Genomic DNA, 24,064 nt, shown 5'->3' on the forward strand with positions numbered 1-24,064 from the left:
AGTTGCTGGATATCGTTGGACGGTTGCCGGAATTTGACGAGGAGGACACGATTTATGTGTCGGAGCCTTGGACCGAAGATTCAGACGCAATGGTTGCAACTGGGCCGGAAGGGGCATTGGTGCCAGCGGAGGCAGCCAAAGAGGGCCTGACATACTTTCTCGAAATCCACATTGCGATCGAGGTTATCGAGGCCTGGGTTGCGTCGCTGAACGAAAGGCCCAGCCTTTCCGCGATCTGTGAAAGACTCATTTATTACGCCACCTATGATGCATGAGAGGTAATATGTCGACTGACCCACGTTATGATGGACAGCCGCTGCTTAGGCTACTGGAGCTTTATGTGCTCTGGGCCATCGGAGAACTTTCTCAGGAGTCGGAGGATGGCTTGAAAAAGATGGGCCCCAAACTGCAATCTATCTATGGCGGCGATGGACAATGGCATGACGCAATAGCCCAGTCTATGCACATGCCTGAGGGAATGCCGGCAGCAATCCGGGATATGTGGGCAAGGAACCTCAAAATCGCCCGCGACAATGATGTAACTCTCACACCGCAGAAATTTGCGGAGATGTTCGTGGACGAAAATTTCGTGGGTTGAACGGGTCTTCTCTGAGATTGCGCAGTAGCTAAGTTTCGCTCAAATCCACTGTGATCCGCATTGGACTCGTTTTGACGCCTGCCGGCCAACACCGCTGGACCGATTTCGAAAGCTGCCGGGCCGCCTCCGCTGCCGCTTCCGAATGTGGCTCATAGGATGCAACGGCGACCGATAAGACCTTGCCGGCCTTGTCCAGTGTCACCTCGAAAGTGGCTTTGACGTGATTGTCGACCGCCGTTACCGGCAAGACCAGACAATCGCCGATCCGCTCGACGCTGACAGCCTGTCTGGCGTGTGCGGAAACCGAACAAACAACCAGCAGTGAGGTCATCAAAAATCGCATCGTCGCCCCCTTTGGATAGCCGACGATAGCGCTGACCTCTAATCAGCGGAAGGACCAAATCGTCAGGGACACGGATGCGCGAGGCTGACGCTGCGCCCTCTCCCCGTTCTACGGGGAGAGGATACCGGCGGGCAGGTGAGGGGCGGAGCCGGCATTTCAGAGCTTTCTCCCCATAGAACCAATCAATAATCGCCGTTGTAATAGCGGTCGTCGCAGGGGGCGGTGTAGATGCGGCCGCTGGTGCGATCCTGATAGCGGCAAAGCTGTTCGCTGCGCGGCTGCGGCGTGGTGGCGTTGCCGACGACGGCGCCCAGCAAGGCGCCGGCTCCGGCACCGATGACCGTGCTCTTGGTGTTGCCGCCGATCGCCTGGCCGGCAAGCGCGCCGGCGCCGGCGCCGAGCAGCGCGCCCGTGCTGGTTCTCTGCTGTGCTTCGGTCTGCGCGCAGCCTGCCAATGCGGCAGTCACCAGCATGGCGGCAATGGCTCTGGACATGGTCATCGTCTGGTACTCCCTTGAACCTATGAGCTAATACACGGGCCGATTTTGCCAAGTACGGTCGCATTTGCGGCGGAACATAGGCACCGTGCCTCACGAAATAAGACATGGTTGTTTTTGTCTGACGGCCTGATCCGCAAAGAAAGTAACCGAACAAGACCCGAAGAGCTTCATCTCCAGTCGACCTTAGAGAGCGCTACGCTGCCTCGATCTGCATTACCTTTTTCGCCGCAGCGGCCAGAAATCCGGATCGGCTGTAGCCGTGGCGCTCCGCATATCGGTCAATCTGATCGAGGACATCTTCCGGAATGGTGACATTGACACGCACGACCTTCGCAGCTTCAGCTTTCAAGGGAACCAGGATGGCGACACCGCTCAGATTGTCCTTGTCCGACATCACTTCCTCGAGGGAGGACGGCTCGGGAATGGCTTCGCCATCCTCGACCAGCCCCTCGACATGAAAGGCCAGTGCTTCCCCGGCCATGGCGCGGGCATCATCCAGGCTGACGCCGGCTGTCACCAGGCCCGGAAAATCGGGAAAGGAGACGCCGAAGTCGCTGTCCGCTTGCTTGTGGATCAATCCGATATAGTTCCGCATTTCTCTACCTCAGCTTCACGCCGGATCGTTTTTCAATACTCTTGAGAGTGCCGATCGGGATGTCGCGCTTGGGATGCGGAACTGTCACCCGGCCCGGCTTGGATTTGTGCTTGAACTGGGCGTGACTTCCTTTTCGAGCCACTTCGTACCAGCCATCCGCCAACAGCCTGTGAATGACATCGGCGCTCTTCATGTTGTGTATAGATACACATAACTGATCCAAATGTCCATGAGCTTTTGCCGCTGTTGCGTGCGGCGGCCCAGCCGACCCCGTTTTCAATCCCGCAAGAATGGAGATACCAAATGACCCGAGGTCTCGCCCGGACGCTTTCGCGTGCCGCCGCCAGAGAAGCCGGCCTTGCCCCGCCCAAGGCGGGGCTTACCGCCAGGACGACCGGACAGGGCGGCGCCTACCGCACCGTCTTTTCGTTCAATGCCATGCCGGTGCCGGTCAGCGATGCGCAGGGCTTTGCCAGCCAGAAGCTCTTCGACTTTCTCGATGGCAAGGTCCGCATCAAGGGCGGCACGGCAAGACTGCAGTTCGCCGTGCTGACGCCACGCGCCTCGACCGTCAACGACAATGCCGCGCTGACTTGGTCGCTCGGCTCGACGGCAGCATCGAGCGCGGTGCTTGCCGGCACCATGGTCAATGTGCTGGGCGCGACCGGCCGTACGCTGGATGGCGCGGGTGCCGCGCCGTCGAGCGCATCGATTGCCGATGTTGCCGCAGCCTTGACGCTCGACGGCACCGCGACGCCGGTCGACCTCTATCTCAACCTGGCGTTTGCGACCGGCACCGATATCGACGCCGACGGCACGCTGGCGGTGTCGGGCACCATCACGCTGCTCTGGGAGAACTGGGGCGATAATGCCTGAGGCCGGCCGGCTTAGACCAGTGGCGTTCCGTCGGACCAGAATGCGTAGAGTTTCGCCCACCAGATAGCCGACTGAGGCCGCAGCCATGGCTTGAAATGGTCGGGGTGTGTGCTGCGATGCAGGCTTGGGTTCTGCAGATCGTCGAGCAGCCCGACGATCGCGGCTTCCCGCACGTGGCGATTGCCTTCGACGATCCAGCGCTCGACGACATCGAAAATGTCGCTGAAGCGATCTGTCTTTCCAGCTTCGAGATGGTGAATCAGGTGGAGAGCCAGCTCCGACAAGGCAAGATACAGCGGCTCTTCCGCCTCATCGCGCCATTCATCGTGGAATCTGTCCCATTGCCCACGGAACGACGGATCGGCCGCCATGAGCGGCTCGAACATGTTCGAGCCGTCGAAGGTGAAATCTGCGGCCTCGTTCTCTCCGGTCATGCTGCCTCTTTTCGCGCGGCAGCTCCGGACTGGCAAGCTTTAAGCCCGGCTGAACCAGCCGGCACTTTTCATTGAACCCTAAGTAAAGGAATCTTCTCATGACAGATCTGGCAGACGCCGGGTCCGTGGTGGCGGCGCCACCGGCGGGCAACCTTGCACGGCCACCGGCCAACGGAGACAACGGGTCCGCCCCGCCTCCGGCCACAAGCTGGTTTGACGGTCTTTCCGAAGGCAACCGCAAGCTCGCTGAAACCAAGGGCTGGACCAAGCCTGAAAGCCTCGATCGGGTCTTCGCCTCCTATGCGGAGCTGGAGCGGCAGCAGGGCGAGAGCCCGCGCGTTCCGGCAGCCGATGCAGCCGCGGAAGACTGGGACAGGTTCCATGCCCGGCTGCCCGAGGCAATGCGTCCGCTGACCTCGCCCGAGAAGGTCGAGTACCGGCGCCCCGACGGGCTCCCCGAAAACTTCGCCTATTCGGACGATCTCGCCAACGCGTCCAAGGCCTGGGCGGTCGAGGCAGGTGCTACCCCGAAGGTCGCACAGGCGTACCACGACCGCTTCGTCGGCTATATGGCCGAGCAGGCCAAGGCACAGCAGATCGCCCTTGCCCGCTCGGTCGAGACCACCCATGACGACCTCGTCAGGGATTGGGGACCGACCGGCAGCGATGGCTTTCGCCAGAAGCTCGAGGTCGCCAACCGGGCGATGAAAAAGCTCGGCCTGGTCAATGCCTACAAGGCGAAGGGCATCCTTCTGCCGGACGGTGCCTTGACCGACCCGCAGATCGCCAAGGCGTTCCACGCCATTGGCGAGGCGATGTTCCGCGAAGACACGATCGACGGCGGCGCAGCCTTGAGCGGAGGCAATCCCTTCAAGCGCAATGCCGCCGGCGAGCGCAACCTGACTGGCATCTCAGCCCTGGTCAAAAGCGACCCCGCCCGCGCCCGGCGGCTGGCACGCGAGGCCGGCGAAAATCCCGACCTGTGGATGCCCAACAATCCTCTTTAACCCAAACCTGAAGGAAGACAAAAATGGCAGACGCCTATACCCGTATCGCGGACGCGATCGTTCCGTCCGTCTATGCGCAATACTCGTTCGAGGAGCACGTCCAGTCGCTGGAGATTTACCAGGCCGGGATCCTGTTTTCCGACCCGTCGATCGCCTCGAAGCTCAGCCTGGGCGGACGTTCCGTCGACATGCCCGGCTGGAAGGACCTCGGCAACGATCCGTCCGAGCCGGTCAACGACGACCCGGCCGACTCGATCGAGATGAAGAAGATCGGCGCGCGCCGCGAAGTCGCGGTCCGCAATGTGCGTGCGCAGGCCTGGGGCATCCCGGATCTGACCTCGATCCTTGCCGGCGACGATCCGCAGAAGCTTGTCGTGCGCCGCCAGACCGACTACTGGCAGCGCGCCAACAAGCTGACGCTGCTGGGCATACTGAAAGGCGTGCTGGCCGACAACATCGCCAATGACGGCAGTGACCTGGTGCGCGTCACCGGCGCCTCCATCGTCGACACCGACATCATCGAGGCCGCCTACCTGATGGGCGACCGCGCCGACAAGTTCAAGACGATCTGGATGCATTCCAAACAGATGAAGGCGCTGAAGCTCGCCGACCTCATCGACTATGTGCCGTCGTCCGAGCAGGGCGGGCCGCTGATCCCCTATTACATGGGGCTCAGGGCCGTCGTCGACGACGACATTCCGGTTGCCGGCGGCGTCTACACGGCGTTCATGTTCAAGGACAAGGCAATCCTGTGGAACGAGCTGCCGGTCAACACCGAAGGCGGCCCGCTCGAGTTCGACCGCAAGCCGCGGCAGGGCCATGGCGGCGGCGTCACCGAAATGGTCGGCCGCCGGCATTTCGTGCCGCATGTGCCGGGCACCCGCTTTCTCGACGCGTCCTCGGCCGGCGAATTCGCTACCGATGCCGAGCTAGCACTGGCGGCAAACTGGGACCGCACGGCGTCGAGCGTCAAGCACATGACGTTCATCGCGCTGAAGACGACGGAGGCCTGATCCGGCCGGAAGGGGCGGGCGTCAGACGTCCCGCCCCTTCGGGACACCAGGTCGGCGAATCCCAAGTTCACCCGCTGCGCTGCGTCGGAGTGATGTGAATTTTGGCGTTCGCTACAACATTCATGTTGCCCTTTGGCCAATCGACGGCACCAAACAGTTACAAGAAAGGGCGATGCTGCCTTGTCTTGGTAAGGGAGGTCACCATGAACATGAAATACAAAACAGTTCAGGAAGTGCTCCGAAAAGCGGGCATTGTCATGAGCAAGAAAGGGGAAGTTCATCGCATAAACTTCTTCAGCGGCCTGGAAGACACCGCCTACTACACGCCAAGTCTTCAGGACGCCCTGGACAGGGGCTTGGCTTTGGCGGGAGGTGCCGGAAGGGTGAAAGCAAGCGTCTTTGCCAAGTCAGCTGAAACAGGGATCTCGACCGGCGCACACGTCGGCTGACACAATTCAGGCAAGACATCGCCGCGTTGCGCGGCGGTGTCGTGAAACTGCAACAACCGAAGCTTTGCCGTCTTCCTTGCTTCGAACGGAAAAGAGGCGGATCACGCAGCGCCTGCCACCCGCTTCCTGACGGGCGGTTGGCGTCGTGACGTTCGATGCACGAGACGTGCAACGTTCCGCCCAAGCCAAAATCACAAGAAATCCCAGCCGCTTCGAAGCGGCTTTTTGCCGTGGAGGCACCATGCCCCGTTTTCCCCGACCAATCACACAGCCGGAGGCCTGAGCCATGGCCATCACCCCGCTCGACATCGCCAACATGGCGCTCGCCGTGCTCGACGAGGCGCCGATCGACAGCCTCGACCAGGACGCCAAGGCGGCACGCCTGCTCAATCTGCATTTCGACCTGACCCGCGAGGCCGAATTGACCAAGCACGCCTTTGTCTTCGCCATCCTGGCGGCCTCGGTCGCCGGCTTCGACACCGGCAGCGGCGCCGGCACGCTGAACTTCGCCTATGAGCTTCCCGCCGATTGCCTGCGGCCCTTGCCGCTGACAGGGAATGGCGAGCCGGATGGCGTTCCGCTCTCATGGCGGCAGGAGGCCGGGTTGGTCTATTCCGATCAGGCCGGACCGCGCGTCATCCGCTATGTCGCCAATCTGACCGACCCCAACGACTGGGACGCGCTGTTCACCGAGGTGCTGGTTGCGGCGCTCGCCATCAAGATCGCCCATCCGTTGACCCACAAGTCCGGCATGATCGACGTCGCCCGTAGCGCCTATGACAGGGCGCTGGACGCCGCCTACTCGGCCAATGCGATCCAGCGCGGCGGCAGATTTTCGACGACGTCCTGGGCTTTCCAGCGCGGCGACAGCCGGGGCGTCGGCCGATGACCACGCTCTATCCGGTCCAGGATGCTTTCATCCGCGGCGAGATTTCTCCCCGCTTGCATGCTCGCGCCTCGCTCGACCTTTACCGGGCGGCGCTGTCGAAATGCACGAACTTCGTCACGCTGCCGCATGGCGGCATCAGGAAACGCGGCGGCACGTATTTTTGCGCGCAGGTGAAGGCTCCGTCAAAGGCGACACGGCTGATCCCGTTCATCTTCTCGGCCGATCAGGCCTATGCGCTCGAATTCGGCGATCTCTACATCCGCGTCTATGCCTATGGCGCGCGCGTCGGCACGGTCGAAGTCGTTTCGCCTTATCCCGAGGCCGATCTGTTCGACCTGCAATTCGTCCAGTCGGCAGACCAGATGTGGATCACCCACAAGGATCATCCGGTCAAAGTGCTGACGCGCACCGCGCACACGACCTGGACGCTCGCCGATTTCGTCTTTCTCGACGGCCCATACGACAAGATCAACACCACGGCCACGACGCTAACGCCGGCCGCAACCGGCAACGCCATGCCGGTCATGGTCGCGAATACGCTGCCAAGCGGCACGGTCAGCAACAGCAACGGCTCATCCGACGTGTGGCAGGTGTTCGATGGCGACAAGCAGAAGGGGGAGAACATAGCGGGCTTTCCGAGCGGGTATCTGCGCTACCAGTTCGGCGGCGGCGGGGCCAAGACGGTCGACGCCTACTGGATTACCGCCACGAATGATCACTCAGACACTGCATCGCCGACCCAGTGGCAATTCCAGGCCTCGCACAACGACACCGACTGGACGACGCTCGACAGCCGGGACGGAGAGACGGGCTGGTCCAAGTCGGAAACCCGTTTCTTCGACGGCTTCAACAACACGGTTGCCTACGAATATTATCAGCTGCTGTTTTCAGGTGGCGGCAGCGACGGAACCGCTATCGCCGAACTGGCCCTGCACGAATACGCGCCGTCGCAAACGCCGTTCGATCTTTCGGCCTCCTCGATCGTCGGCATCAACGACGGCATCGGCTTCCAGACCAGCGATATCGGCCGCGCCATTCGTCTGCTTGGCGCGGATGGCTTCTGGCGCTGGGCCAAGATCGTTGCCCGGACCAGCACCACGGTGGTCACGGTCCATTTGTACGGGCATGCTCTGCCCGATCTCAGCCCGATCATTCGCTGGCGTCTCGGCACGTTCGTGCCCGGCAAGTATGTCCAGAGCGGTTCGCTTTACGAGGAGCGCCTGGCGTTCAGCCGCAAATTCTCGGTCTATGCCTCGCAAACCGGCGATTTCGACAACTTCGCCACCGGCGAGAAAGACACCGACGCGCTGGAATTCGTGCAGGCCGGCGGCGGCCAGGCCAATGACATTACGTGGGTGGCGGAATCGGACGGCGCGCTGATCATCGGAACGCTTGGCGGGGTGAGGGCGCTGTCGGGTTCCGGCATCGACGAGGCGCTGACGCCGTCCTCGTTCAAGAACCGCCGGTCGCGGACTTTCGGTTGTGCCCCGCTGCGTCCTGTCGATGCGGGACAGTCGTTCCTCTATGTCACCCGCTCGCGGAAATCGATCGCCGAGCTGACGCAAAACGCCACCGGCCGCTTCAGCTCCGACGATGTCGGTCAAATATCGGAGCACATTCCCAAGAAAGGCGTCGTCGAACTCGCCTTCCAGACCGACCCCGATCCGCTGCTGTGGTTCCCGCTCGGGGATGGCGAACTCGGCGGCTACACGCACCAGCCGTCGCAGGACGTTCGCGGCATGCACATCCACCAGATCGCCGGAAGCTTCGCAGGATCGAACTGGGCCGTTGTCGAAAGCGCCGTGGTGACGCCCGGCCAGGACGGCAACGACGATCTCTGGCTGATCGTCAAACGCACGATCGGCGGCGTGACCAGGCGCTATATCGAAATAAAGACCGCGCCGTTTGAGTATGGCGGGATCGGCGATGCATTCGAAGTCGACTGCGGCCTGACCTATGATGGCGTCGCTGTGGGCACGGTCTCAGGGCTTGATCATCTCAACGGCGAAACAGCCGACGTCCTGGCCGATGGCAAGGTCTACAAGGGCCTTGCTGTGGCCGCTGGCGCGGTCTCGCTGCCCGATGGGACTACGGCAGCCAAATGGCAGGTCGGGCTCGGCTACCAGTCCGAAGCCAACACGCTGGAGCTCGATGTCGGCGGCCGCGACGGATCGATCGTCGGGCGGCGCAAGAAGGTGGCCAAGCTCATTCTTTCGCTGCTGGAAACCGACACAACCGGGCTTCAGGTCCAGTCGTTCATCCGCGGCCGCTGGGAGCAGGTTCGCATCCCGTCCGTGGTTGCACCCGACGGCGTGGCGAAATTGTTCACCGGCAATGTCGAGGTGCCAATCGCCAATAGCTGGGAAGGGCAGGGGCGGGTGAAGATCCGCCACGTCAATCCAACGCCCTGCACGATCAGGGCGATGACACCGGTGTTCGACGCCGAGCCTTAGGAACTGCTGATCTCCCCCCTCGAGGGGGAGATGTCGCCGAAGGCGACAGAGGGGGTCGGTTCGTCCTGACGCGGCCTCCTATCGCCTCCATCGCGGGGGAAGAACGCCGGCGCCCCACGCGAGACGACCCCCTCTGGCCTACCGGCCATCTCCCCCTCGAGGGGGGAGATCACTCGCTCCGTCCTCCATCGCTTCCCCAACCAAGGAACCCACCCGTGACTCAAATCCCCCATGCCGAAGACCTCGGCAGGGCGCGGACGGCTGCCGATTTCGCTGCCATCCGCGCCTTGCTCGACACCGACCTCAACGATGCGATCGCCCGCAAGGGCGAGCTGGAAACGGAAAAGTTTCACGCGATCTTCGGCGCCGGCAATTTGACGGCGGCGCGTGCCGCATTGGACGACTGCAACGCTGAAATCGCGCTGATCGAGAAAACCATCGAGGACGCGGACGAGCGCCGCGTTGGCGCCCCCCTGGACGAACCCCCCGCCGAAGCCGTCGCCGCCACGCCGGCGCCGGGCGACGAGGTCAGGACAAAGGCCGAGACGCTCGGCGAGCGCTGGCGCACCGTCCACTGGCTGATCGAACAGCTGCGCCAGGAGCTGTTCGCGGCCGATGTCTTGAGCCGCGCCATCATCGCCGCCAACGGCCTTTTCGATGCCGACGGCGCCGTCGACCTGAATATCAACCTGACCACCATCCGGCGCACCGCCATGGCCGGCCCGCGGGCCGCCGCGCCGTCGCGTCTCAGCCGCCCGGCGATCCAGGCCGACCGGCTGCTTTTGTCCTTCCTCAGCCCCGGCGGCGTGCTCGACCGGCGGCCTTCGATCGGTGCGCCGGTCGACGGCATCAAAAGCAAATTCATTCCCGCCGGCGAACGAGGCTGACCATGTGCACACTAGCTCTTATCGGTACGGCGCTTTCGGTCGGCGGCGCGCTGGCGGAAGGCCAGCAGTCCAAGCAGATGGCCGACTACCAGGCCAAAGCCTATGAACAGCAGGCGCGGGCCGACGCCCAAAGCTCGGCCTTCGAGCAGGGCCAGGAGCGCCATAAGCAGGATCTGCTGCAGGCCCAGGCGCGTGCCCAGGCCGGCGCTTCGGGCGTCGCCATCGCAGGTTCGCCGACCGAGGTGCTGGCAGCCAATGCCAGGCAGGGCCAGCTCGACCTCAAGGCGATCCAGTACGGCTCGCAGCTGCGCCAGAACGGTCTCGCCACGCAGGCGGCGATCGCGCGCTTTTCCGGCAGGCAGGCGGTCGGCGCCTCGATCTTCAAGGCCGGCGGCAACCTCGTGTCGGGCATCTCCGGCCTCTACGACCCGGCCAAGACGGTGACGTTCGGCAGAAGCGCCTTCCCGCCGGCGCCGGGTGGAGGCCTCTACTGATGGCCACCATCCCGCTCCAGCTTGCCCAGCGCCGCCTCGACACCGGCACTGTGGCCTCCTATCCCAACGGCTCGCCGGTGGGCGCCGCCATGCAAGGCTTTGGCGACGAGCTGTCGGCGATAGCCGAACGCTTCCGGCAGCAGAAGCAGCAGCAGGATGCATTCGACGCCGACATTATCGGCCGCGAGCTGAACGCACGCATCGCCCACGCCGAGGCCGTGGCGGTGCAGACCGCGCCGGCCGACGGCGGCGGCCTGCACGACTTCATGTATGGCCAACTCGATCCGCGCAGCGACGGCGCCGTCAAGCCCGGCCTGTTCGACCAGATCTTCGACGACACCGGAGCGAAAGTGCCGGAGGGCGAACGCGCCAATTTCCTGGCGCAAAAGCAGGCGTTGCGTCTCGCCGGCTCGGCCCGCATGGCCGCGCAGCAGCACGCGCGGCGCCAGAACTATGAGCAGGCCGAGTGGAGCAAGGTCGAGGACGGTTACACAAGCGCCATCGCGCAGGGCGACCCGGACGACACAGGAACATTCGAGGCGATCAGGCAGAGCGGGCTCGAGCTGATCGGCAAGATGGGCAACCCGCTTGCCCGGCAAGCCGCCGAGGCCGCCTGGCGCAGCAACACGGCAAAGGCGCTCGCCCAGGCGATGATCGCCAAGGACCCGAAGCGCGCTGCGGAGGTGCTGGGGACTGGGCCGGTCTCAACGGACGGCAGGACTAAGGACGATACCATCGAAGCTGTGGGCGGACCTCGGGCGAGTGGGTCCAGCGTGCTGGCGACGCGCGAAGCGCCCGTAGGTGGCCTTCCGTCCGACGAAACACCTATCCGCACGGGTTCCGTGGGGCCCGTCGGAAATACGGCTTGGGCTGCCGCAGGACCCTGGATTGCCGACTTGTCGCCGGACACGGTTCAGGATCTTGGCCGGAAGGCGCAAGTAGCGACTGCCGCAAGCCTGGTCGATGCGCGCACGAATATCGACCTCGCCTTGCAGAACGCGCCGGCTGCCATTGCCAATACCGGCAGCTATTCTGGCAAGACACCGGGTGCCGAAGACTTCACTGCCGTGTACGGCGCCGAAGATGGCGGCAAGCGTCTCCAAGCCTTCGACATAACGGCTGATATCGGCCGCGCGGTTTTCGACATGCGACCCGTCCCGAACCAGGCGATACACGCCGAGATTCGGGATTTTGAACCCGGCCCCTACGGCTCGCCGGAAGAGCGGGAGCAATATGAGATAAGGGCCGGCGCCGCGCAATTGGTGCTGGGTGCCAGGCGCGCCGATCCCGCCGGTTACGTCGGCCAACTGTTCCCGAACCATGCTCCGGACTGGGATAAGATCACAGCTCCTGAGGATTATAAGGCTGCCGTCACCTGGGCCGTCGCTGCTCAGCAGGAGTTGGGCTTCGACCGAATACTGCCAATGCCCTGGGCCGTAGCTGGCCAGCAGGCGGCGAAATACATCGACCAAGGTGTGCCGTTCGAAAAGCGCCTTGCCAAATTGAGTTCGATCGTCCTGGCGGTTCGCGATCCTGATGCCCGCAAGGCGACAACCCAACAGATTTCTGTGGCGGCGGAAGCCCAGTGGCGAGCCGAGGCCGCCCAAGATCCGAACGTCGCGCCAGAGTCGTTGGAAGCCCAGGTTGCGGTGCTCAAGAACGGGCTGGCGTGGATCGGGGAACATCCGGCCCAAGCCCAGTACAGCGCCATGCCGTGGCTACAGCAATTCGGCTTGGCGTTCTCGGATGTCGGCCGCCTCACGGCTAAGGGCGCGGCCGCCGGCGGTGCGGATGCGATCTCCGCCGGGCTGGACTCCGTTTGGTCGGGAGGAAACTACCAGCACCTCCTCGAAGATGAACAGGCCAAGACCGAGGACGCCGAGGACCGGGCCGGCTCGGCCGGTTGGGCGGCGGAAGCCCTCGGCACCGGCTTAAGCGGATATGGCCTGGCGGAGAGTTTGTTCGGTTTGCTGGGCCGGGCAAGCGTTGGCGCGGCGGCAGAGAACGGCTTGATCGGTCTTGCTGCCCGAACTGGCGTCGGGGGTGTGGCGGGTGGCACTTATGGCGGGGCATACGCCTTCAACACAGGACAGAGCGTCCCCTGGGGAATTGCCAACGGCGCGCTTTGGGGGGCGGGCGGCAATGTCCTTGCCGAAGGGCTCAGTGCCGTTGGCAGCCAGGTGTTGGCAAGGCTTGCCGGGCGTTCTGCGAATGCTAAACCTGATATCGTACTGGATAGTGGGGCTCCCCCGGTTTCTGTCAATGCAGAAGAGATTCCGATCTCGACCGGCAAGGCCCGAGAAATAAGGAGGCCCTATACGCATTTGGAAGATCCTCCCAACGTTGCGTCCGGCAAGGATCCAACAAAGAAGCAGAGGATAGCTATTTTCGAGGAAAATAAAAGGGTGAATGATGGAATTTTGAGATCGGATGAGAGTGGTATAGAAATAATTCCAGCAAAGAAAAGCAAAAGAGGCGTAACTCCTCAAAAAAATGAAGCTCATATCGATGACATAGATCCGGTTAATCCCGCTGACAAGACAAAATCGTCAGGATCAAATAGCTATAAAAATCTTCGTCTTACGGCTGGGTTTGAGAATATAGAAAAATCGAACAAATAGGTGACATATGACCGAATGGAAGTTCGAAAACCCAAAAAACACAGCCGTTATTTCGACTCGGAAGATATTAGGGGGGGCGGCTGGATTGCGTATGTGTCACATGATGATGACGGCGACGATAATGAGTCGTGGCAATTCTACGGAAATGAAGCTGAAGTTGATCAGGATGACCTAATTTTAGTGGCCTTGGTCGAGGTGGTCGAGCTTGATGGAACTGTTGCACAGTTGGCGGATTTGCCGTTAGGCTGGCGTGCGTGGCGCGATACAAAGTCTTCGCCATGGAAGCGCGACAAAATCACCTAAACACATTCTGAATGGTAGCGGAGTTTACTCTGCTTTGACCCGGTGAAAGTAAAAAAGGCGTTACTCCTCCGCCAACGAATCACAGTTTGATCACATCGATCCGCTTATTCCAGTTGATCCGACAAAGACTCCCGGATCGAATAGTTACACCAATGCAAGGATGGTTGCAAGAATTCGAAACAGAGAAAGTGGAACAAATAGGCGCTGTGATGACTAAATGGGAGTTTGAAGACCCCAGAACGTAGCTGTTTTTGTAAACAGGAAAGCTATACGCAATGGTGGGTGGGTTGCTCGCGTCGTGCATGATGATGATGACGGATCATGGCAGTTTCACGCGGATGAATCCGAAGATTTCGATGAAAGCGATATTATGATCATAAGCCTGAAAAATATGGTTGAAAAAGACAAGACTATTATGCAGTTGGCTGATTTACCTTACGGCTGGTATGCTTGGCGCGAGACAAAAACCTCGCCATGGAGGCGAGGCAAAACCCTCGACGAACACCCAGAATCGGAGCGGAGTTAGTTTCGACTTCCAATTGTAACGGTTGACATGGGTGATTGCGACGCTGAGCGGCGGAGCCGACAGCGGTGCAAGAAACCGGGGCGTCACTTCGCACGGAGCGTTCTGGCAAGGACCAATCAGCCCACGGGCCGGAATATGGATGTGTCTCACGAGAAAGCGCTGGCCGACGGGGGGCAGATCACCTCTCAAACATCACGCATCGTGCGAGAGCAGATCATATTAAACACCATGGCGATGCAAGAGACTATGCTCGCTGGGCAAGAAGAAGATGGCTCAAGCAAGAAATGAAAGGGAACACAAGTGGTCGAGAGAAATTATAGCGACGTCAAACCCGACTTGACTAGCGTCACCCGCTTGCCGTCGGCTGACAAAAGCACAGGCGATGAAGAGCTTGATGCTGCACGTCTGGAAGCCCGAAAATATCTTGATTTCTATGATTGGGTTTCAGACATCAAGGGGGAGTACCTTGGATACGGTGCCGATGGCATAATCTATATTTCCTCTTCGAGATTGTTCCGGGCAGGCCAAAAGTTGACCCATGGATATGGGTAATCGTCGGCGATGTGCCCCTGACATATCTGCCGGCTGTGGACGCCAAGACTCCATACGAGGCGCTGGATGGATATATCGGCGCCATGGAAGAGTGGGTCGAAGCTGCGCGACGGGGGGACTCGGTGGCAGATCTAATCCCGGTCAATGTGCCGGCTAGCCCAGCCAACGCCGAAATGTTGGATAGCCGTCTCAAATTTCTCGACGAAAGGGTATTGCCGGAACTTCGAGAGTGATCGGTTGCCGCTTGTCGGCAAGCGCCGTCGGTTCCTTGACGAGAACTGCTTCCGTTGCTCCCAAAGTGATGTACAGCCACGCTCCGTCGCTCGTCGCTGATGCAGGCCCGGCAGTCGGCTCGACCGGGTCAGCGCTGGCGCTATCACCGGTGAGTACGCCACTCCGGCGATGGCAACCACTCCGGGGTTTGGTGCCACTATCGGGCCAGCGGTCTGATTGTGGTCACGATGCTGGCTTATGGCCTGCTAACCGCCGGGCGGTCAGTTTGGCGGTCCGGATCGCCTCCTGTTTCAGATGAAGGATTGACCTGTTGCGCACAGACACTTTTCCGACCATGGCAAGGATCGCTTTTCTGCTTACCTTGGCCGGCGTTCTCCTGCTCGCGCTTTCGCCGGTGCGCTTCCTGCAGGAGTTGGACATGGGCTTCACCTTCCACCATGACAAGCTCAACCACGCCGCGGCGTTCGCTGTGCTGGCGGCGCTCGGAAGCCTCGGCTGGCCGGAACACAAGACGAGGCTGGTCGTGCTCCTCGCTCTTACCGGCGCGGCGATCGAGCTGCTTCAGGGCGCCCAGCTGATCGCGCGCGATATGGATATCCTCGACTGGGTCGCCGACTGCGCCGGCATGGCCTGCGGGCTGGCGGCCATGGGCGGGACAAGAAGGCTCATTGGCGGGCTGCTATAGCCCTGGACCGCGCTGCTCACTATCCGCAAAATCGTCCGTGAATACACCGGCTGCGCCGGATAGCGCGGTGTCCGGCCGCGTAGCTTAAGTCTCCCACCGACAGCACCGAACCCCTTCCAGCCTCGCTTATGCGGGGCTTTTTTTATGGAGCAAGCCCTCATGTCCCGACCTGCAACTGCCGCCGTTCGCCTCCTGACCGGCGAACGCGAACCCGTGCGCCTCGCAACCACGGCCGACATCCTCCTGCACGGCCTGCAGGCCATCGATGGCGTGCCGGCCGAAATCGGCGACCGCGTGCTGGTCAAGGACCAGGCCGACCCGACGCAGAACGGCATCTACACGGCGAGCGAAGGCGAATGGTTCCGCGCCGCCGACGCCCGCACTACCCGCACCCTGCAGAAGGGCACGACGGTCCGTACCCAGATCGGATCGGTCAATGCGGACCGCGTGTTCGAGTTCACGGCCGACGAGCCGGCCGTCGGCGCCGATGCCATCACCATCGCCGCATCCGTTCCGCCCGACATCGTGGACGTGGTCGATGAGGTCGAAGCGCTGCGCGATGAAACCCAGGCGCTGAAGGATGCTGCCGCAGCCAGCGCCGGCCAGGCAACCGCCAGTGCCGCCGCTTCCGCCGCGAATGCCGGCCAAACCACTGCCGACCGGGCTGCGACCAATTCCGATGCCGTCGCCGCCGCCGCCGCAGTCATCAGCGCCCAGGCTGCACGCGACGCTTCGCTCTACGGCAAGGGCATTTTCCCGACGACGGCGGCGGCAATCGGCTTCGGCGTCGTCGGCAACGGTGCGATCACGGCGGGCTCGGGCGGCGCCAACGGCACGTTCGACCTGGCGTTTACCGGCGGGACCGGTTCGGGCGCCGCCGGCCGCTTCGTCGTGGCGGGCGGCGCGCTGACGCAGATACTGATCACGGCGCCGGGCTCCTACACAGTGGCGCCGACGTTCAGTTTTGCGGCGTCGGCAGGGCTCGCCGGCGCCGCCGCCGCGGCGGTGCTGGGCAGGAATGTCGATGTCGGCGAGTATTTCTGGACCGAAGCTTCGACTGGTGTGCTTGGGCTGTACAATGTCACGGCCGGGCCTGTGGCGGCCGATACGGGCGTTCGCGCGGCAACGGCGGAAATTGCCCTGATCAGCTCAAGGATCGTCGGACGCGTTCCGATCACGGGTTCCGTCGGCGGCACGGTGATTACGAACGACAGCGTCTATTTTTGGCCTGGATCGCTGTCGACGGTCGATGAATATCTGTCGACCTTGGAGCTTGGATTTGGCATCGTGCCGGGGACAGCCCACATCGTTATTGCCCACGTCGAGGACAACGGGACGCTTAGCCTGGTTTCCGACCAGACAATGTCGGTTCCAGCCGGCCCGTCGTCTGTTGTTTCAGGGCTTTCGATCCTGAAGCCTGCCGGCAGCGTCATGGGCCTCCAGCGCACTGGCGCTGGTAGCTGGTACTACACTGCCGGGGCAATTCCGAACGGCGAAGTCGAGTGGTTCACGGCGGCGGTTCCGGCCTCGCACACTGCCAAGACTATAGGCGCTGTAAATGGTCCGCAGTGGAAGGCGACCTTCACCGGCGAAGTCGCCGTCAAGGCGCGTGCTGCCTATACCACAGCAAACGGTCTCGTTTCCGCTGTCGGCGTTAGCCAGGAAATCGGCTGGCCGACGCTGGTCAACACGGGGTCGGACGTTCCGGGCAGCTACAGCGTCGTCATGCAGACGCCAGCGCCGGCCGACGGCCATATTACAGCGGTCGACGTTGGCGCTGGCGCTGGCGCCGGCGCTGCGCTCATTCATGTAGTGGACTATCTCGGCGGGTTGGTGGTCAATGTCCTAAGCACATATGCGGTGACGCTGGTCAACGGGGTCGCTCATATCCCGCTGGGTATCCCAATCCCAGCCGGCAAATATCCGGCGATCAGCGGTGGCGCCTACAAATTTCAAAACAACGTCAACCCGCAAGGCATCCCGGCATGGATCAAATCAGGCGCGCTGTCGAATGGCGCGACCGTAGCATCGTCCGCCCAGCATCGGTACGAGGTCCGCTTTACGATCAAGACCGGTCTGCTCGCCGATGCCGACCGGGCCTTGACCGGCGGCGCCAGCAATACCGGCATGAACCTGCTGGCTGACGCCGATCCGAACGTCGTCGTCGATGCGACCGCGCTGTTTGCGTCCGCGGCGAGCGCTCATCCCAATCCCTATGTGCCGCCTGGAAATTTCGCCTTGACGGCCATTCCCGCATCTGGCGACGGTTTTTGGGGACCTGGCAAGCCGGCCGTCAACAGTAAGCGCTTCTTCATTCCGCGCCGGCCGTCGCTGCAAAATCTCTATGACGGCTTTCGCGCGACGATGGCCGAACACATCGCCAACAACGATGTGCTCTGCCTGATCGCCGATAGCATCGGCCATTGGGCGCTTGCCAGCGACGGGCCGAAACACTGGTTCAACCTGGTTACGCGTTTTGCCAATATCGGCATTGCCGACGATGAACCGGGCATGACTGCTTTGCGGCCAAGCTCTACCTATCTTCCGACTTTCTATGGCGTCACCGTCGCCGGGAGCGTGTTGACAGGGTCGCGCGGGCCGATCGGCGAGAGCATCATCCTCGCCGCCGGCGCGTCCTTGGCGTTTACCGGCACCTATGAACAGGTCGACGTCCACTACACTCAGGACGCCGCTCAGGGATCGCTTGTCTTTGTCTTCAACGGCGGCGCGGCGTACAAAACCGTCAACTGCGCCGGCGCCCTGGCGCTTGATCAGTATTCGGGGCCTTCGCTCACCGGGCAGGCGGCAAGCGGCAATTACACTCTTACGGCTGTCGGCGGTCCTGTCGAGATTACCGGGCTCATCAGGCTTGGCGTCAAGGCGGCCGGCTCGCGTCCGCGCCTGCGCACCTTGCGCGCGGCACACGGCAGCTATGCCTTCTCGTCATTCAACACCGCGCGTCTTACATCGGCCGCCGCTCAATGCGGCTACGCCGGCGGCAAGATCGTGCCCATCCTGGCGCTCGGCATCAATGACAGCTTTGGCACGCCGCCGGCCACGATATCGGCAAACATCGCAACAATCATCAACACGTTGGAAGCGGCCGCTGCACCGCGTATCCTTGTGATGCCGCCGACGCGGCCGTCAGCCGCATGGGATGCAAGCTACACGGGCGGTCGGACCTATGATGCCGCCCTTGGCGCAATCCGTCAGACCTATCGATCGCGCAATGTGCTGACCATCCCGATCGACGGCTTCGACTACATCAATTCGGGAAACTATCAAGAGGGCTTGCATTTCAACGATGCCGGCCATGACGGCAATGCGCTGCGCTTCATCGAACAAGTCGCGGAAAGGGGATAAGCAATGGCATTCGCTATTCAGCATAAGGGCGAAATCATCACCGAGCTCGAGGAGGGCGAGGAATGGCTGGTGGTGGGCGCAATGATCATGGTCGCAAAGCCGAAGGATCCGGCACACAGCCGCGAAATCCCGGTTCCTGACGGCGACATTGAGGGTCTCGTTGAGGTCTGGGTAGGCGGCGCCGTAGTCGACGCTGGACGCCATTCGCAGGCAATGGCAGGATGAGGTCGGCGGGGGCTATCCTTGGAGGATTGTCCCATGGCGCATGCCGGCAGCATCATCGACATCTATGACGACTATTACGCCGATGGAAAAGTAGCCGCAAAACGGGACATAGCTTCAAACCAGTCGGTCGGGCACATCGAAGCGGTCATTCAAGGCCAATTCTTCGACAGGATTCTTGACATCGGGGCGGGCGAAGGTGCGGTGCTGGATAAGCTGAACAGGAAGGGGCTCGGTAAGAAGCTTGGCGCCGTCGAGATTTCGAAGAGCGGCGTCGAGGCCATCAAGGCAAGAAAAATCGCCAAACTGGACAGCATCGACGTATTCGACGGCTATCACATCCCTCATCCCGACAAGTCGTTCGATCTTGGGCTTGCCATTCACGTCGTCGAACACGTCGAGCACGAACGGATGTTTCTGAGGGAGGCGGCTCGGGTCTGCGAGAAGCTCTATATTGAAGTGCCTTTGGAGCATACGCGAGATCTCAGCAAGGCCATTCGGATGTCAGGGCCGTATGGGCATATCAACTTCTACACGACCCAAACGTTTGAAAACCTTCTCAAAACGTCTGGGCTAAAGGTCGAACGGCTAAAGGTTTTTGCGCACGACCTCGCTTATGAACAGCACCTGGCTGGCGAAAAAAAAGGATGGGTAAAACACAGACTGCGGACCGAATTTCTAAGGTTTGCACCCAAGACGGCGATGCGCAGCATGGCCTACATGGCCGGAGCTCTGTGCTCAAGTCGCTGATCTAGCAGCAGCGCCGCCGATTTGCTTTGCAGGATTACCGCCGACCATACTAAAGGGCGGCACGTCTTTCGTGACGACAGAGCCCGCACCAACGACCGATCCCTTGCCGATCGTTACGCCCTTGAGAATAATAACGTTGAAGCCGATAAAAACACTGTCTTCAATCTTCACTGGCGCAATGGTGATCTTTGACCAGTCCTTTTTTCCCTGATGCCAGTCGGCGACATCTTCCCTGCGGTCTTGCCAACCCGTCGCGTGTGAGTTGTGATCGACGACTGTGGTACCCCAACTAATGATCACGTCATCCCCGATTTCGATCTTCTCAGCCGCCACGAGGTGGCTCTTGCCGATATAGGATCTTTTTCCAACGGTGATCTTTGCATCGGCGCGATCGAAGGAAAAGACGCTGTTGATGATGCATTCTTCGCCGATCGCATGCTTGCCTCGCCGCAAACTGCGGACGCTCCGCAAACTTAGCTTCGTTGCGGGGCCGGAGTTGATGCCGGCTAGGCGGTAGAGGAATGGTGGAACGAATGGCATATCAGTTGCGGCCGAAGCGCGACTTTCGCACCCTCTCAGCGAAAAGCTGCGATCGCTCGAAGAAATGCTTCCAATGTTGGTGTTCAGATACCCCTTCGAAGAATGCCCGCGCCGCGTCTTCGAGGTCCGAATCAATAATTGCACGTGGGATCGGTGGCTCGTCGGCTAACTGAGCCGACAACCGAAATCGGCTGTTCGCAATAGACAGGTCAGCCTCCATCATCCATGCGTCTCTTTACGGCCTAGCTATTGCGACAAGCGGCGGCGGTTTGCAAGCTTGCGAGACGACCGCGTCCGCCACTGTAGACGCTGCTTGAAAATCGCCGAAAGGCGTCAGAAGATCGGGAGTCGCTCGAGGTCGCACCAACATCGCACGGCAACTCGACAAGAAATCCTTGGGGAGGCAGTATTTCGGCTAGGGTTCATCGCCGACCCAGACCCACCGCGGCAGAGCCGCTACCGTCTGCTGTCCTGCGGCTTCTGGTGCGGGTCCTGGGATTTCGACCACCAGACAAAATACAGCGAGCCCATCTTTATCACAGGCACGCGGCGGTCGCGTTCCCTGGCCCGCAACTCACGATAGGTCTTCATCTTCAGAGTGCCGCCCGGCAACCTGATACGCACTGCCATCGGTCCAACTCCCGTTGTGCAACGCAGCAATTTTCGTGCAATGCGGTAAGTAGAGACCTTCCGTTGCGGAAGAGTCAACAGCAGGGTCATCAACTTATTTTGCGAGCTGCGGAGGCTTCGCGGTGCCGGGCGGGCAGGGCCGGCCGAAGGAGCTTTATCCTGGCGACTGATCATCAATCAGGCGCTGGCGGTTCGACCACCAGGTGAAATAGATCCGGCCGATCTTGACGACGGGTATGCGGCGGGCGCGTTCGCGGTCGCGCAATTCGCGGTACACCTTCACCTTCAGTGTGCCGCCAGGCATCCTGATACGCACCGCCATCGATTCCGCCACCCCATTGTGCAATGCAGCATCAGAGACCTTCCGCTGCGGAAGAGTCAATGCCTGCCCGCTGACTATTTCTGGGACTAGTCGAGCGGTCTTGAGGTTTGGGCGCGCGCGGCCGTTCCCGATCCCGCACGGAGGCGTCATTGCTCAGTCGGCATCGTCTGGTGCGCGGGCTATTTCCTCGGCGAGGATTTTCTGGGCGAGGATGGGCGATCGGACACGCCGCTCGGCCACCAGATGACGAAGTAATTGCCGACCTGCCAAACCGGCACCTCGCGATTCTGCTCGCGGCGCCGCAGCTCGTCCCTTTTCTTGATCTTCAAAGTCCCGCCTGGAAGCCTGATTCTTATCGTCACGTGTCCTCCCGTACCCGCTACAGGTACGAACGATAGACGGGAACAGTTTCATCCCGGCTAAGCAATTTCATCCAGGTCGAGCAATTTCGGGCGCGGTAGACGCAGGAACCGGGACCTGAGCGAGATCGCCGGAACTGGCTTCATTTGAAGAAATCCGCAATGCCGTTGATGGCCAGTACCGCATAGACGATCGGTCCGGCGATAAACGCACAATAGAGGCAGAGGATCGCCGCCAGCACCGCGAGCAGCGGCTTGTCGCGACCGACGGCGCGGAGTTCGGACTTCACCGACCAGCGCGCCGCAGCGGTTTGTTCATCATCAGACATGTGCACCATCCCGCGGCCATTTCACACGGCAGATCGAAAACATCAACCTTCCTTGCCACGGCAACATCGGCACGGGCTGTCGCCCAATTCTGCTTTGCCGCCACGCATCTGCTTTTTCAACCTCAAAACCTTGCCCGCGAGGGCGGAAAGGACTGCCCATGGACATGACGTTCAGGGGCGCCGCCAGGCGCCTCGATGACATAGATCTGCCGAAACTCGGTGCCCGGATCGGCGTCGGCGAGGACGAGATGCACGCGTTCCTCGATGTTGAAACCAGCGGGCACGGCTTCGACGCCGTTGGCCGGCCGGTCATCCTATTCGAACCGCACGTCTTCTACCGCAACCTGTCGGGCGCCAAGCGGGCACAAGCGGTAGCCGCCGGCCTCGCTTATCCGAAGTGGGGCGCAAAGCCCTATCCCAGGGATAGCTACCCACGGCTCAGGGCAGCTTGTGCGATCGACGAAACCGCGGCGCTCAAATCCGCTTCGTGGGGGCTGGGTCAGGTCCTCGGCGAAAACCACGCCGCCGCCGGCTTTGCGACAGTGCAGGCCATGGTGGAAGCCATGATGGCCGACGAGGAAGCCCAGCTTGAGGCCGCGATCAACTTCATCAAGACGAACAAGCTCGACGACAATCTGCGCAACCATGACTGGACGGGCTTCGCCAAGGGCTACAACGGCGCCGGCTATCGCAAAAACTCCTACGATACCAGGCTTGCCGAGGCCTATCGCAAATGGTCGCGCATCAAGGACACGCCCTGGCCATCTGCCGGTCCGGTGTCATCCGCGGTTGTCCCCGCAGCCCCGCCAGAGCCCGCGAAGCCAATCGCCGTTCCACAACCGACCGCCGCGCCCTCTGCGCCTTCTGTGGCTGTCGCCAAGCCCGGCTTCTGGGCAGCGCTGATCGCAGCCATCCTGAAACTATCAGCCATCCTGAAACTGTTTGGAAGGAAATGACATGTGGACCCGGATCAAGAGCTTTTTCCGCGACAGCGAAACAATATTCTGGGCGCGGCTTCAGGCGGCCATCGGCGTCATCGCGGCCATCGTTACCTATGTCGGCCCGCAGGTTCTTTCGCCGATCATCCCGGGGGAATGGTTCCCCTGGTTCCTCGTCATCAACGGCGTTTTGACCGAGTTCCTTCGCCGTCGCCGCGCGGAGGATCTGTGATGGCAGCGCTTCTCAGCATTCTCAGCGCCATCCTCGGCAACAAGGTCGTCATGACGGTATTCGCTGCTGCGGCCGGCGGCATCGGCCTTTACGTTGCCGGCGGCATCAACCGGGCGAAGAAGGAGGCGGTCAAACAGGCCGAGGCAAAAGTCGCGGCCGCCGAGGACCGCCTCGAAATGAACCGGGAGGCCGCCGCCGAAGGGCGCACGGCCGCCGGCATGACCGATGCGGCAGCAAGAGCGGAGGCTCAGAAATGGGCAAAGCGCTGATCCTTTGCCTGGCGCTCGCCGGCTGCGCGACAACCACGCCGGCCGGCAATCCGCGCCAGGTCTGGTGCGACCACAACCAGCCGCGCCGGCCATCGGCGGCCGTGGTCGCCGCCATGACCCGGCCCGAGCTCGACGAGATGAACGCCTTCAACGGGCAGGGTGCCAGATGGTGCGGGTGGACGCCATGATGCACGAATTGCTCGACGTCCTGGGCATCAAGGCACCGGTCCTGGTCGCCGGCCTTTCCGGCGGCATTTTGCGGGCCTTGTCGCGCCACCGCTACAAGGTCCGCGAGATGGTGGCCTCGCCGATCTGCGGCGCGCTGGCGGCGGCCTATCTGACGCTGCCGGTCGTGCATTATTTCCGCGCCGCCGGCCTGCCTATTCCTTCTCCGGACGACGACACCACGACGCTCGCCGCGGCGTTCCTCATCGGCGTCTCGGCGATGTGGATTTCGGACATCGTCTTCGAAATGATCGTGCGCCGGTTCGGGCCGGTGAAGGAGGAGTAAGCCGCCCAAGCCCGACGAAATAGTGACGTTCAGTTGGAGCCCGGGGCGCCGCCAGCAGCGGCCGCGCGTTGTGTGGTTGGCTATCGATGCATGGGGGGATTACAAAAGAACTGCGGGCGCCGCATAAGGAGGGTGTGTGT

The 24,064-nt window shown here is 61.6% G+C and carries 31 protein-coding genes; 22 read left to right on the forward strand and 9 right to left on the reverse strand.

Translation table 11 applies throughout. From position 1 onward, the window contains the following. Window positions 1-2: 2 nt before the first annotated feature. Both NKI59_RS31400 and NKI59_RS31405 read left to right on the forward strand, forming a co-directional pair. Window positions 3-275: a hypothetical protein gene (locus NKI59_RS31400; protein WP_352708476.1), complete on the forward strand. Its 273-nt coding sequence runs from the start codon at window positions 3-5 to the stop codon at window positions 273-275. Window positions 276-283: 8 nt separating this feature from the next. Next, complete coding sequence (locus NKI59_RS31405) at window positions 284-598, forward strand: hypothetical protein (protein ID WP_031211512.1); 315 nt, start codon at window positions 284-286, stop codon at window positions 596-598. 525 nt (window positions 599-1,123) lie between these two features. Here the strand turns inward: NKI59_RS31405 and NKI59_RS31410 are convergent. The 3 genes from NKI59_RS31410 to NKI59_RS31420 form a co-directional block, all read right to left on the reverse strand. Beyond that, window positions 1,124-1,441: a YMGG-like glycine zipper-containing protein gene (locus NKI59_RS31410; RefSeq protein ID WP_352453776.1), complete on the reverse strand. Its 318-nt coding sequence runs from the start codon at window positions 1,439-1,441 to the stop codon at window positions 1,124-1,126. Between the two features lie 193 nt (window positions 1,442-1,634). Next, window positions 1,635-2,036 carry a type II toxin-antitoxin system HicB family antitoxin gene (locus NKI59_RS31415; RefSeq protein ID WP_352453777.1) on the reverse strand — a complete coding sequence of 134 codons (402 nt, stop codon included), beginning with the start codon at window positions 2,034-2,036 and terminating at the stop codon, window positions 1,635-1,637. Between the two features lie 4 nt (window positions 2,037-2,040). Further along, on the reverse strand, window positions 2,041-2,229 hold the full coding sequence (locus tag NKI59_RS31420; RefSeq protein WP_352621462.1) for a type II toxin-antitoxin system HicA family toxin: 189 nt from the start codon (window positions 2,227-2,229) through the stop codon (window positions 2,041-2,043). 110 nt (window positions 2,230-2,339) lie between these two features. Between NKI59_RS31420 and NKI59_RS31425 the strand changes: the two genes are divergently transcribed. Then, window positions 2,340-2,912, forward strand: a complete 573-nt coding sequence (locus NKI59_RS31425; protein WP_352708477.1) for a hypothetical protein — start codon at window positions 2,340-2,342, stop codon at window positions 2,910-2,912. An 11-nt stretch (window positions 2,913-2,923) separates the two neighbouring features. Here NKI59_RS31425 and NKI59_RS31430 read toward each other — a convergent pair whose 3' ends face one another. Then, window positions 2,924-3,346, reverse strand: a complete 423-nt coding sequence (locus NKI59_RS31430; protein ID WP_352708478.1) for a DUF7674 family protein — start codon at window positions 3,344-3,346, stop codon at window positions 2,924-2,926. Window positions 3,347-3,444: 98 nt separating this feature from the next. On the opposite strand from NKI59_RS31430, the gene NKI59_RS31435 reads away from it, so the two are divergent. The 14 genes from NKI59_RS31435 to NKI59_RS31500 all read left to right on the forward strand — a co-directional run bounded on the left by NKI59_RS31435 (window position 3,445) and on the right by NKI59_RS31500 (window position 19,794). Next, the gene (locus NKI59_RS31435; protein ID WP_352708479.1) at window positions 3,445-4,353 is read left to right on the forward strand and encodes a hypothetical protein; all 909 of its coding nucleotides are present in this window, start codon (window positions 3,445-3,447) and stop codon (window positions 4,351-4,353) included. A gap of 23 nt (window positions 4,354-4,376) precedes the next feature. Continuing rightward, window positions 4,377-5,366: a Coat protein gene (locus tag NKI59_RS31440; RefSeq protein WP_352708480.1), complete on the forward strand. Its 990-nt coding sequence runs from the start codon at window positions 4,377-4,379 to the stop codon at window positions 5,364-5,366. A 203-nt stretch (window positions 5,367-5,569) separates the two neighbouring features. After that, window positions 5,570-5,815 carry a hypothetical protein gene (locus tag NKI59_RS31445; RefSeq protein WP_031211513.1) on the forward strand — a complete coding sequence of 82 codons (246 nt, stop codon included), beginning with the start codon at window positions 5,570-5,572 and terminating at the stop codon, window positions 5,813-5,815. A 286-nt stretch (window positions 5,816-6,101) separates the two neighbouring features. Then, window positions 6,102-6,704, forward strand: coding sequence for a phage connector family protein (locus tag NKI59_RS31450; RefSeq protein ID WP_352708481.1), 603 nt, complete (start codon window positions 6,102-6,104; stop codon window positions 6,702-6,704). Then, on the forward strand, window positions 6,701-9,157 hold the full coding sequence (locus NKI59_RS31455; protein WP_352708482.1) for a phage tail protein: 2,457 nt from the start codon (window positions 6,701-6,703) through the stop codon (window positions 9,155-9,157). Before NKI59_RS31450 ends, NKI59_RS31455 begins: the two co-directional genes overlap by 4 nt. Before the next feature lie 215 nt (window positions 9,158-9,372). Further along, a complete protein-coding gene (locus NKI59_RS31460; protein WP_352708483.1) occupies window positions 9,373-10,044 on the forward strand; it encodes a hypothetical protein in 672 nt (223 codons plus the stop codon). A 2-nt stretch (window positions 10,045-10,046) separates the two neighbouring features. Beyond that, window positions 10,047-10,538 (forward strand): hypothetical protein, encoded by a 492-nt coding sequence (locus NKI59_RS31465; protein ID WP_352452691.1) that lies wholly within the window; start codon window positions 10,047-10,049, stop codon window positions 10,536-10,538. Continuing rightward, entirely contained in the window at window positions 10,538-13,159 is a 2,622-nt protein-coding gene (locus NKI59_RS31470) for a hypothetical protein (RefSeq protein WP_352708484.1), read from the forward strand. The genes NKI59_RS31465 and NKI59_RS31470 overlap by 1 nt, the downstream gene beginning before the upstream one ends. Window positions 13,160-13,174: 15 nt before the next feature. After that, window positions 13,175-13,462, forward strand: coding sequence for a hypothetical protein (locus NKI59_RS31475; RefSeq protein WP_352708485.1), 288 nt, complete (start codon window positions 13,175-13,177; stop codon window positions 13,460-13,462). 298 nt (window positions 13,463-13,760) lie between these two features. After that, on the forward strand, window positions 13,761-13,988 hold the full coding sequence (locus tag NKI59_RS31480; RefSeq protein WP_352708486.1) for a hypothetical protein: 228 nt from the start codon (window positions 13,761-13,763) through the stop codon (window positions 13,986-13,988). A gap of 1,096 nt (window positions 13,989-15,084) precedes the next feature. After that, window positions 15,085-15,459: a hypothetical protein gene (locus NKI59_RS31485; RefSeq protein ID WP_348625922.1), complete on the forward strand. Its 375-nt coding sequence runs from the start codon at window positions 15,085-15,087 to the stop codon at window positions 15,457-15,459. Window positions 15,460-15,618: 159 nt separating this feature from the next. Next, window positions 15,619-18,822: an SGNH/GDSL hydrolase family protein gene (locus tag NKI59_RS31490; protein WP_352708487.1), complete on the forward strand. Its 3,204-nt coding sequence runs from the start codon at window positions 15,619-15,621 to the stop codon at window positions 18,820-18,822. Window positions 18,823-18,825: 3 nt separating this feature from the next. After that, a complete protein-coding gene (locus tag NKI59_RS31495; protein ID WP_352579390.1) occupies window positions 18,826-19,047 on the forward strand; it encodes a hypothetical protein in 222 nt (73 codons plus the stop codon). Window positions 19,048-19,080: 33 nt separating this feature from the next. Next, window positions 19,081-19,794 (forward strand): class I SAM-dependent methyltransferase, encoded by a 714-nt coding sequence (locus NKI59_RS31500; protein WP_352452700.1) that lies wholly within the window; start codon window positions 19,081-19,083, stop codon window positions 19,792-19,794. On the opposite strand, the gene NKI59_RS31505 is transcribed toward NKI59_RS31500, so the two are convergent. The 5 genes from NKI59_RS31505 to NKI59_RS31525 all read right to left on the reverse strand — a co-directional run bounded on the left by NKI59_RS31505 (window position 19,783) and on the right by NKI59_RS31525 (window position 21,974). Further along, complete coding sequence (locus NKI59_RS31505) at window positions 19,783-20,334, reverse strand: acyltransferase (protein ID WP_352708488.1); 552 nt, start codon at window positions 20,332-20,334, stop codon at window positions 19,783-19,785. The two genes, NKI59_RS31500 and NKI59_RS31505, sit on opposite strands and share 12 nt — an antisense overlap. Window position 20,335: 1 nt before the next feature. After that, a complete protein-coding gene (locus NKI59_RS31510; protein ID WP_352579388.1) occupies window positions 20,336-20,557 on the reverse strand; it encodes a hypothetical protein in 222 nt (73 codons plus the stop codon). 233 nt (window positions 20,558-20,790) lie between these two features. Further along, the gene (locus tag NKI59_RS31515; protein WP_352458145.1) at window positions 20,791-20,964 is read right to left on the reverse strand and encodes a hypothetical protein; all 174 of its coding nucleotides are present in this window, start codon (window positions 20,962-20,964) and stop codon (window positions 20,791-20,793) included. A gap of 154 nt (window positions 20,965-21,118) precedes the next feature. Next, window positions 21,119-21,286 (reverse strand): hypothetical protein, encoded by a 168-nt coding sequence (locus NKI59_RS31520; RefSeq protein WP_023675755.1) that lies wholly within the window; start codon window positions 21,284-21,286, stop codon window positions 21,119-21,121. Between the two features lie 502 nt (window positions 21,287-21,788). Then, complete coding sequence (locus NKI59_RS31525; protein ID WP_352564268.1) at window positions 21,789-21,974, reverse strand: hypothetical protein; 186 nt, start codon at window positions 21,972-21,974, stop codon at window positions 21,789-21,791. Window positions 21,975-22,132: 158 nt separating this feature from the next. Here NKI59_RS31525 and NKI59_RS31530 point away from each other — a divergent pair, with 158 nt between their 5' ends. The 5 genes from NKI59_RS31530 to NKI59_RS31550 are packed head-to-tail and all read left to right on the forward strand — an operon-like array spanning window position 22,133 to window position 23,924. After that, window positions 22,133-22,930 (forward strand): N-acetylmuramidase family protein, encoded by a 798-nt coding sequence (locus NKI59_RS31530; protein ID WP_352708489.1) that lies wholly within the window; start codon window positions 22,133-22,135, stop codon window positions 22,928-22,930. Window position 22,931: 1 nt separating this feature from the next. Next, window positions 22,932-23,144: a hypothetical protein gene (locus tag NKI59_RS31535; protein ID WP_352708490.1), complete on the forward strand. Its 213-nt coding sequence runs from the start codon at window positions 22,932-22,934 to the stop codon at window positions 23,142-23,144. Then, the gene (locus tag NKI59_RS31540; protein ID WP_352708491.1) at window positions 23,144-23,413 is read left to right on the forward strand and encodes a hypothetical protein; all 270 of its coding nucleotides are present in this window, start codon (window positions 23,144-23,146) and stop codon (window positions 23,411-23,413) included. The genes NKI59_RS31535 and NKI59_RS31540 overlap by 1 nt, the downstream gene beginning before the upstream one ends. Continuing rightward, window positions 23,398-23,601 (forward strand): hypothetical protein, encoded by a 204-nt coding sequence (locus NKI59_RS31545; RefSeq protein ID WP_352458138.1) that lies wholly within the window; start codon window positions 23,398-23,400, stop codon window positions 23,599-23,601. The genes NKI59_RS31540 and NKI59_RS31545 overlap by 16 nt, the downstream gene beginning before the upstream one ends. Beyond that, complete coding sequence (locus NKI59_RS31550; RefSeq protein WP_023675762.1) at window positions 23,601-23,924, forward strand: hypothetical protein; 324 nt, start codon at window positions 23,601-23,603, stop codon at window positions 23,922-23,924. The genes NKI59_RS31545 and NKI59_RS31550 overlap by 1 nt, the downstream gene beginning before the upstream one ends. Window positions 23,925-24,064: the final 140 nt, after the last annotated feature.

The organism is Mesorhizobium sp. M0598, assembly GCF_040320865.1.
GTDB lineage: Bacteria > Pseudomonadota > Alphaproteobacteria > Rhizobiales > Rhizobiaceae > Mesorhizobium.

What these genes read in the sequence shown, in the direction of transcription:
- NKI59_RS31405 (WP_031211512.1), top strand. Translation starts at nt 284, where the DNA reads ATGTCGACTGACCCACGTTATGATGGACAGCCGCTGCTTAGGCTACTG.
- NKI59_RS31410 (WP_352453776.1), bottom strand. Translation starts at nt 1,441, where the DNA reads ATGACCATGTCCAGAGCCATTGCCGCCATGCTGGTGACTGCCGCATTG.
- NKI59_RS31415 (WP_352453777.1), bottom strand. Translation starts at nt 2,036, where the DNA reads ATGCGGAACTATATCGGATTGATCCACAAGCAAGCGGACAGCGACTTC.
- NKI59_RS31420 (WP_352621462.1), bottom strand. Translation starts at nt 2,229, where the DNA reads ATGAAGAGCGCCGATGTCATTCACAGGCTGTTGGCGGATGGCTGGTAC.
- NKI59_RS31425 (WP_352708477.1), top strand. Translation starts at nt 2,340, where the DNA reads ATGACCCGAGGTCTCGCCCGGACGCTTTCGCGTGCCGCCGCCAGAGAA.
- NKI59_RS31430 (WP_352708478.1), bottom strand. Translation starts at nt 3,346, where the DNA reads ATGACCGGAGAGAACGAGGCCGCAGATTTCACCTTCGACGGCTCGAAC.
- NKI59_RS31435 (WP_352708479.1), top strand. Translation starts at nt 3,445, where the DNA reads ATGACAGATCTGGCAGACGCCGGGTCCGTGGTGGCGGCGCCACCGGCG.
- NKI59_RS31440 (WP_352708480.1), top strand. Translation starts at nt 4,377, where the DNA reads ATGGCAGACGCCTATACCCGTATCGCGGACGCGATCGTTCCGTCCGTC.
- NKI59_RS31445 (WP_031211513.1), top strand. Translation starts at nt 5,570, where the DNA reads ATGAACATGAAATACAAAACAGTTCAGGAAGTGCTCCGAAAAGCGGGC.
- NKI59_RS31450 (WP_352708481.1), top strand. Translation starts at nt 6,102, where the DNA reads ATGGCCATCACCCCGCTCGACATCGCCAACATGGCGCTCGCCGTGCTC.
- NKI59_RS31455 (WP_352708482.1), top strand. Translation starts at nt 6,701, where the DNA reads ATGACCACGCTCTATCCGGTCCAGGATGCTTTCATCCGCGGCGAGATT.
- NKI59_RS31465 (WP_352452691.1), top strand. Translation starts at nt 10,047, where the DNA reads ATGTGCACACTAGCTCTTATCGGTACGGCGCTTTCGGTCGGCGGCGCG.
- NKI59_RS31470 (WP_352708484.1), top strand. Translation starts at nt 10,538, where the DNA reads ATGGCCACCATCCCGCTCCAGCTTGCCCAGCGCCGCCTCGACACCGGC.
- NKI59_RS31475 (WP_352708485.1), top strand. Translation starts at nt 13,175, where the DNA reads ATGGAAGTTCGAAAACCCAAAAAACACAGCCGTTATTTCGACTCGGAA.
- NKI59_RS31490 (WP_352708487.1), top strand. Translation starts at nt 15,619, where the DNA reads ATGTCCCGACCTGCAACTGCCGCCGTTCGCCTCCTGACCGGCGAACGC.
- NKI59_RS31495 (WP_352579390.1), top strand. Translation starts at nt 18,826, where the DNA reads ATGGCATTCGCTATTCAGCATAAGGGCGAAATCATCACCGAGCTCGAG.
- NKI59_RS31500 (WP_352452700.1), top strand. Translation starts at nt 19,081, where the DNA reads ATGGCGCATGCCGGCAGCATCATCGACATCTATGACGACTATTACGCC.
- NKI59_RS31505 (WP_352708488.1), bottom strand. Translation starts at nt 20,334, where the DNA reads ATGCCATTCGTTCCACCATTCCTCTACCGCCTAGCCGGCATCAACTCC.
- NKI59_RS31510 (WP_352579388.1), bottom strand. Translation starts at nt 20,557, where the DNA reads ATGATGGAGGCTGACCTGTCTATTGCGAACAGCCGATTTCGGTTGTCG.
- NKI59_RS31515 (WP_352458145.1), bottom strand. Translation starts at nt 20,964, where the DNA reads ATGGCAGTGCGTATCAGGTTGCCGGGCGGCACTCTGAAGATGAAGACC.
- NKI59_RS31520 (WP_023675755.1), bottom strand. Translation starts at nt 21,286, where the DNA reads ATGGCGGTGCGTATCAGGATGCCTGGCGGCACACTGAAGGTGAAGGTG.
- NKI59_RS31525 (WP_352564268.1), bottom strand. Translation starts at nt 21,974, where the DNA reads ATGTCTGATGATGAACAAACCGCTGCGGCGCGCTGGTCGGTGAAGTCC.
- NKI59_RS31530 (WP_352708489.1), top strand. Translation starts at nt 22,133, where the DNA reads ATGGACATGACGTTCAGGGGCGCCGCCAGGCGCCTCGATGACATAGAT.
- NKI59_RS31535 (WP_352708490.1), top strand. Translation starts at nt 22,932, where the DNA reads ATGTGGACCCGGATCAAGAGCTTTTTCCGCGACAGCGAAACAATATTC.
- NKI59_RS31540 (WP_352708491.1), top strand. Translation starts at nt 23,144, where the DNA reads ATGGCAGCGCTTCTCAGCATTCTCAGCGCCATCCTCGGCAACAAGGTC.
- NKI59_RS31545 (WP_352458138.1), top strand. Translation starts at nt 23,398, where the DNA reads ATGGGCAAAGCGCTGATCCTTTGCCTGGCGCTCGCCGGCTGCGCGACA.
- NKI59_RS31550 (WP_023675762.1), top strand. Translation starts at nt 23,601, where the DNA reads ATGCACGAATTGCTCGACGTCCTGGGCATCAAGGCACCGGTCCTGGTC.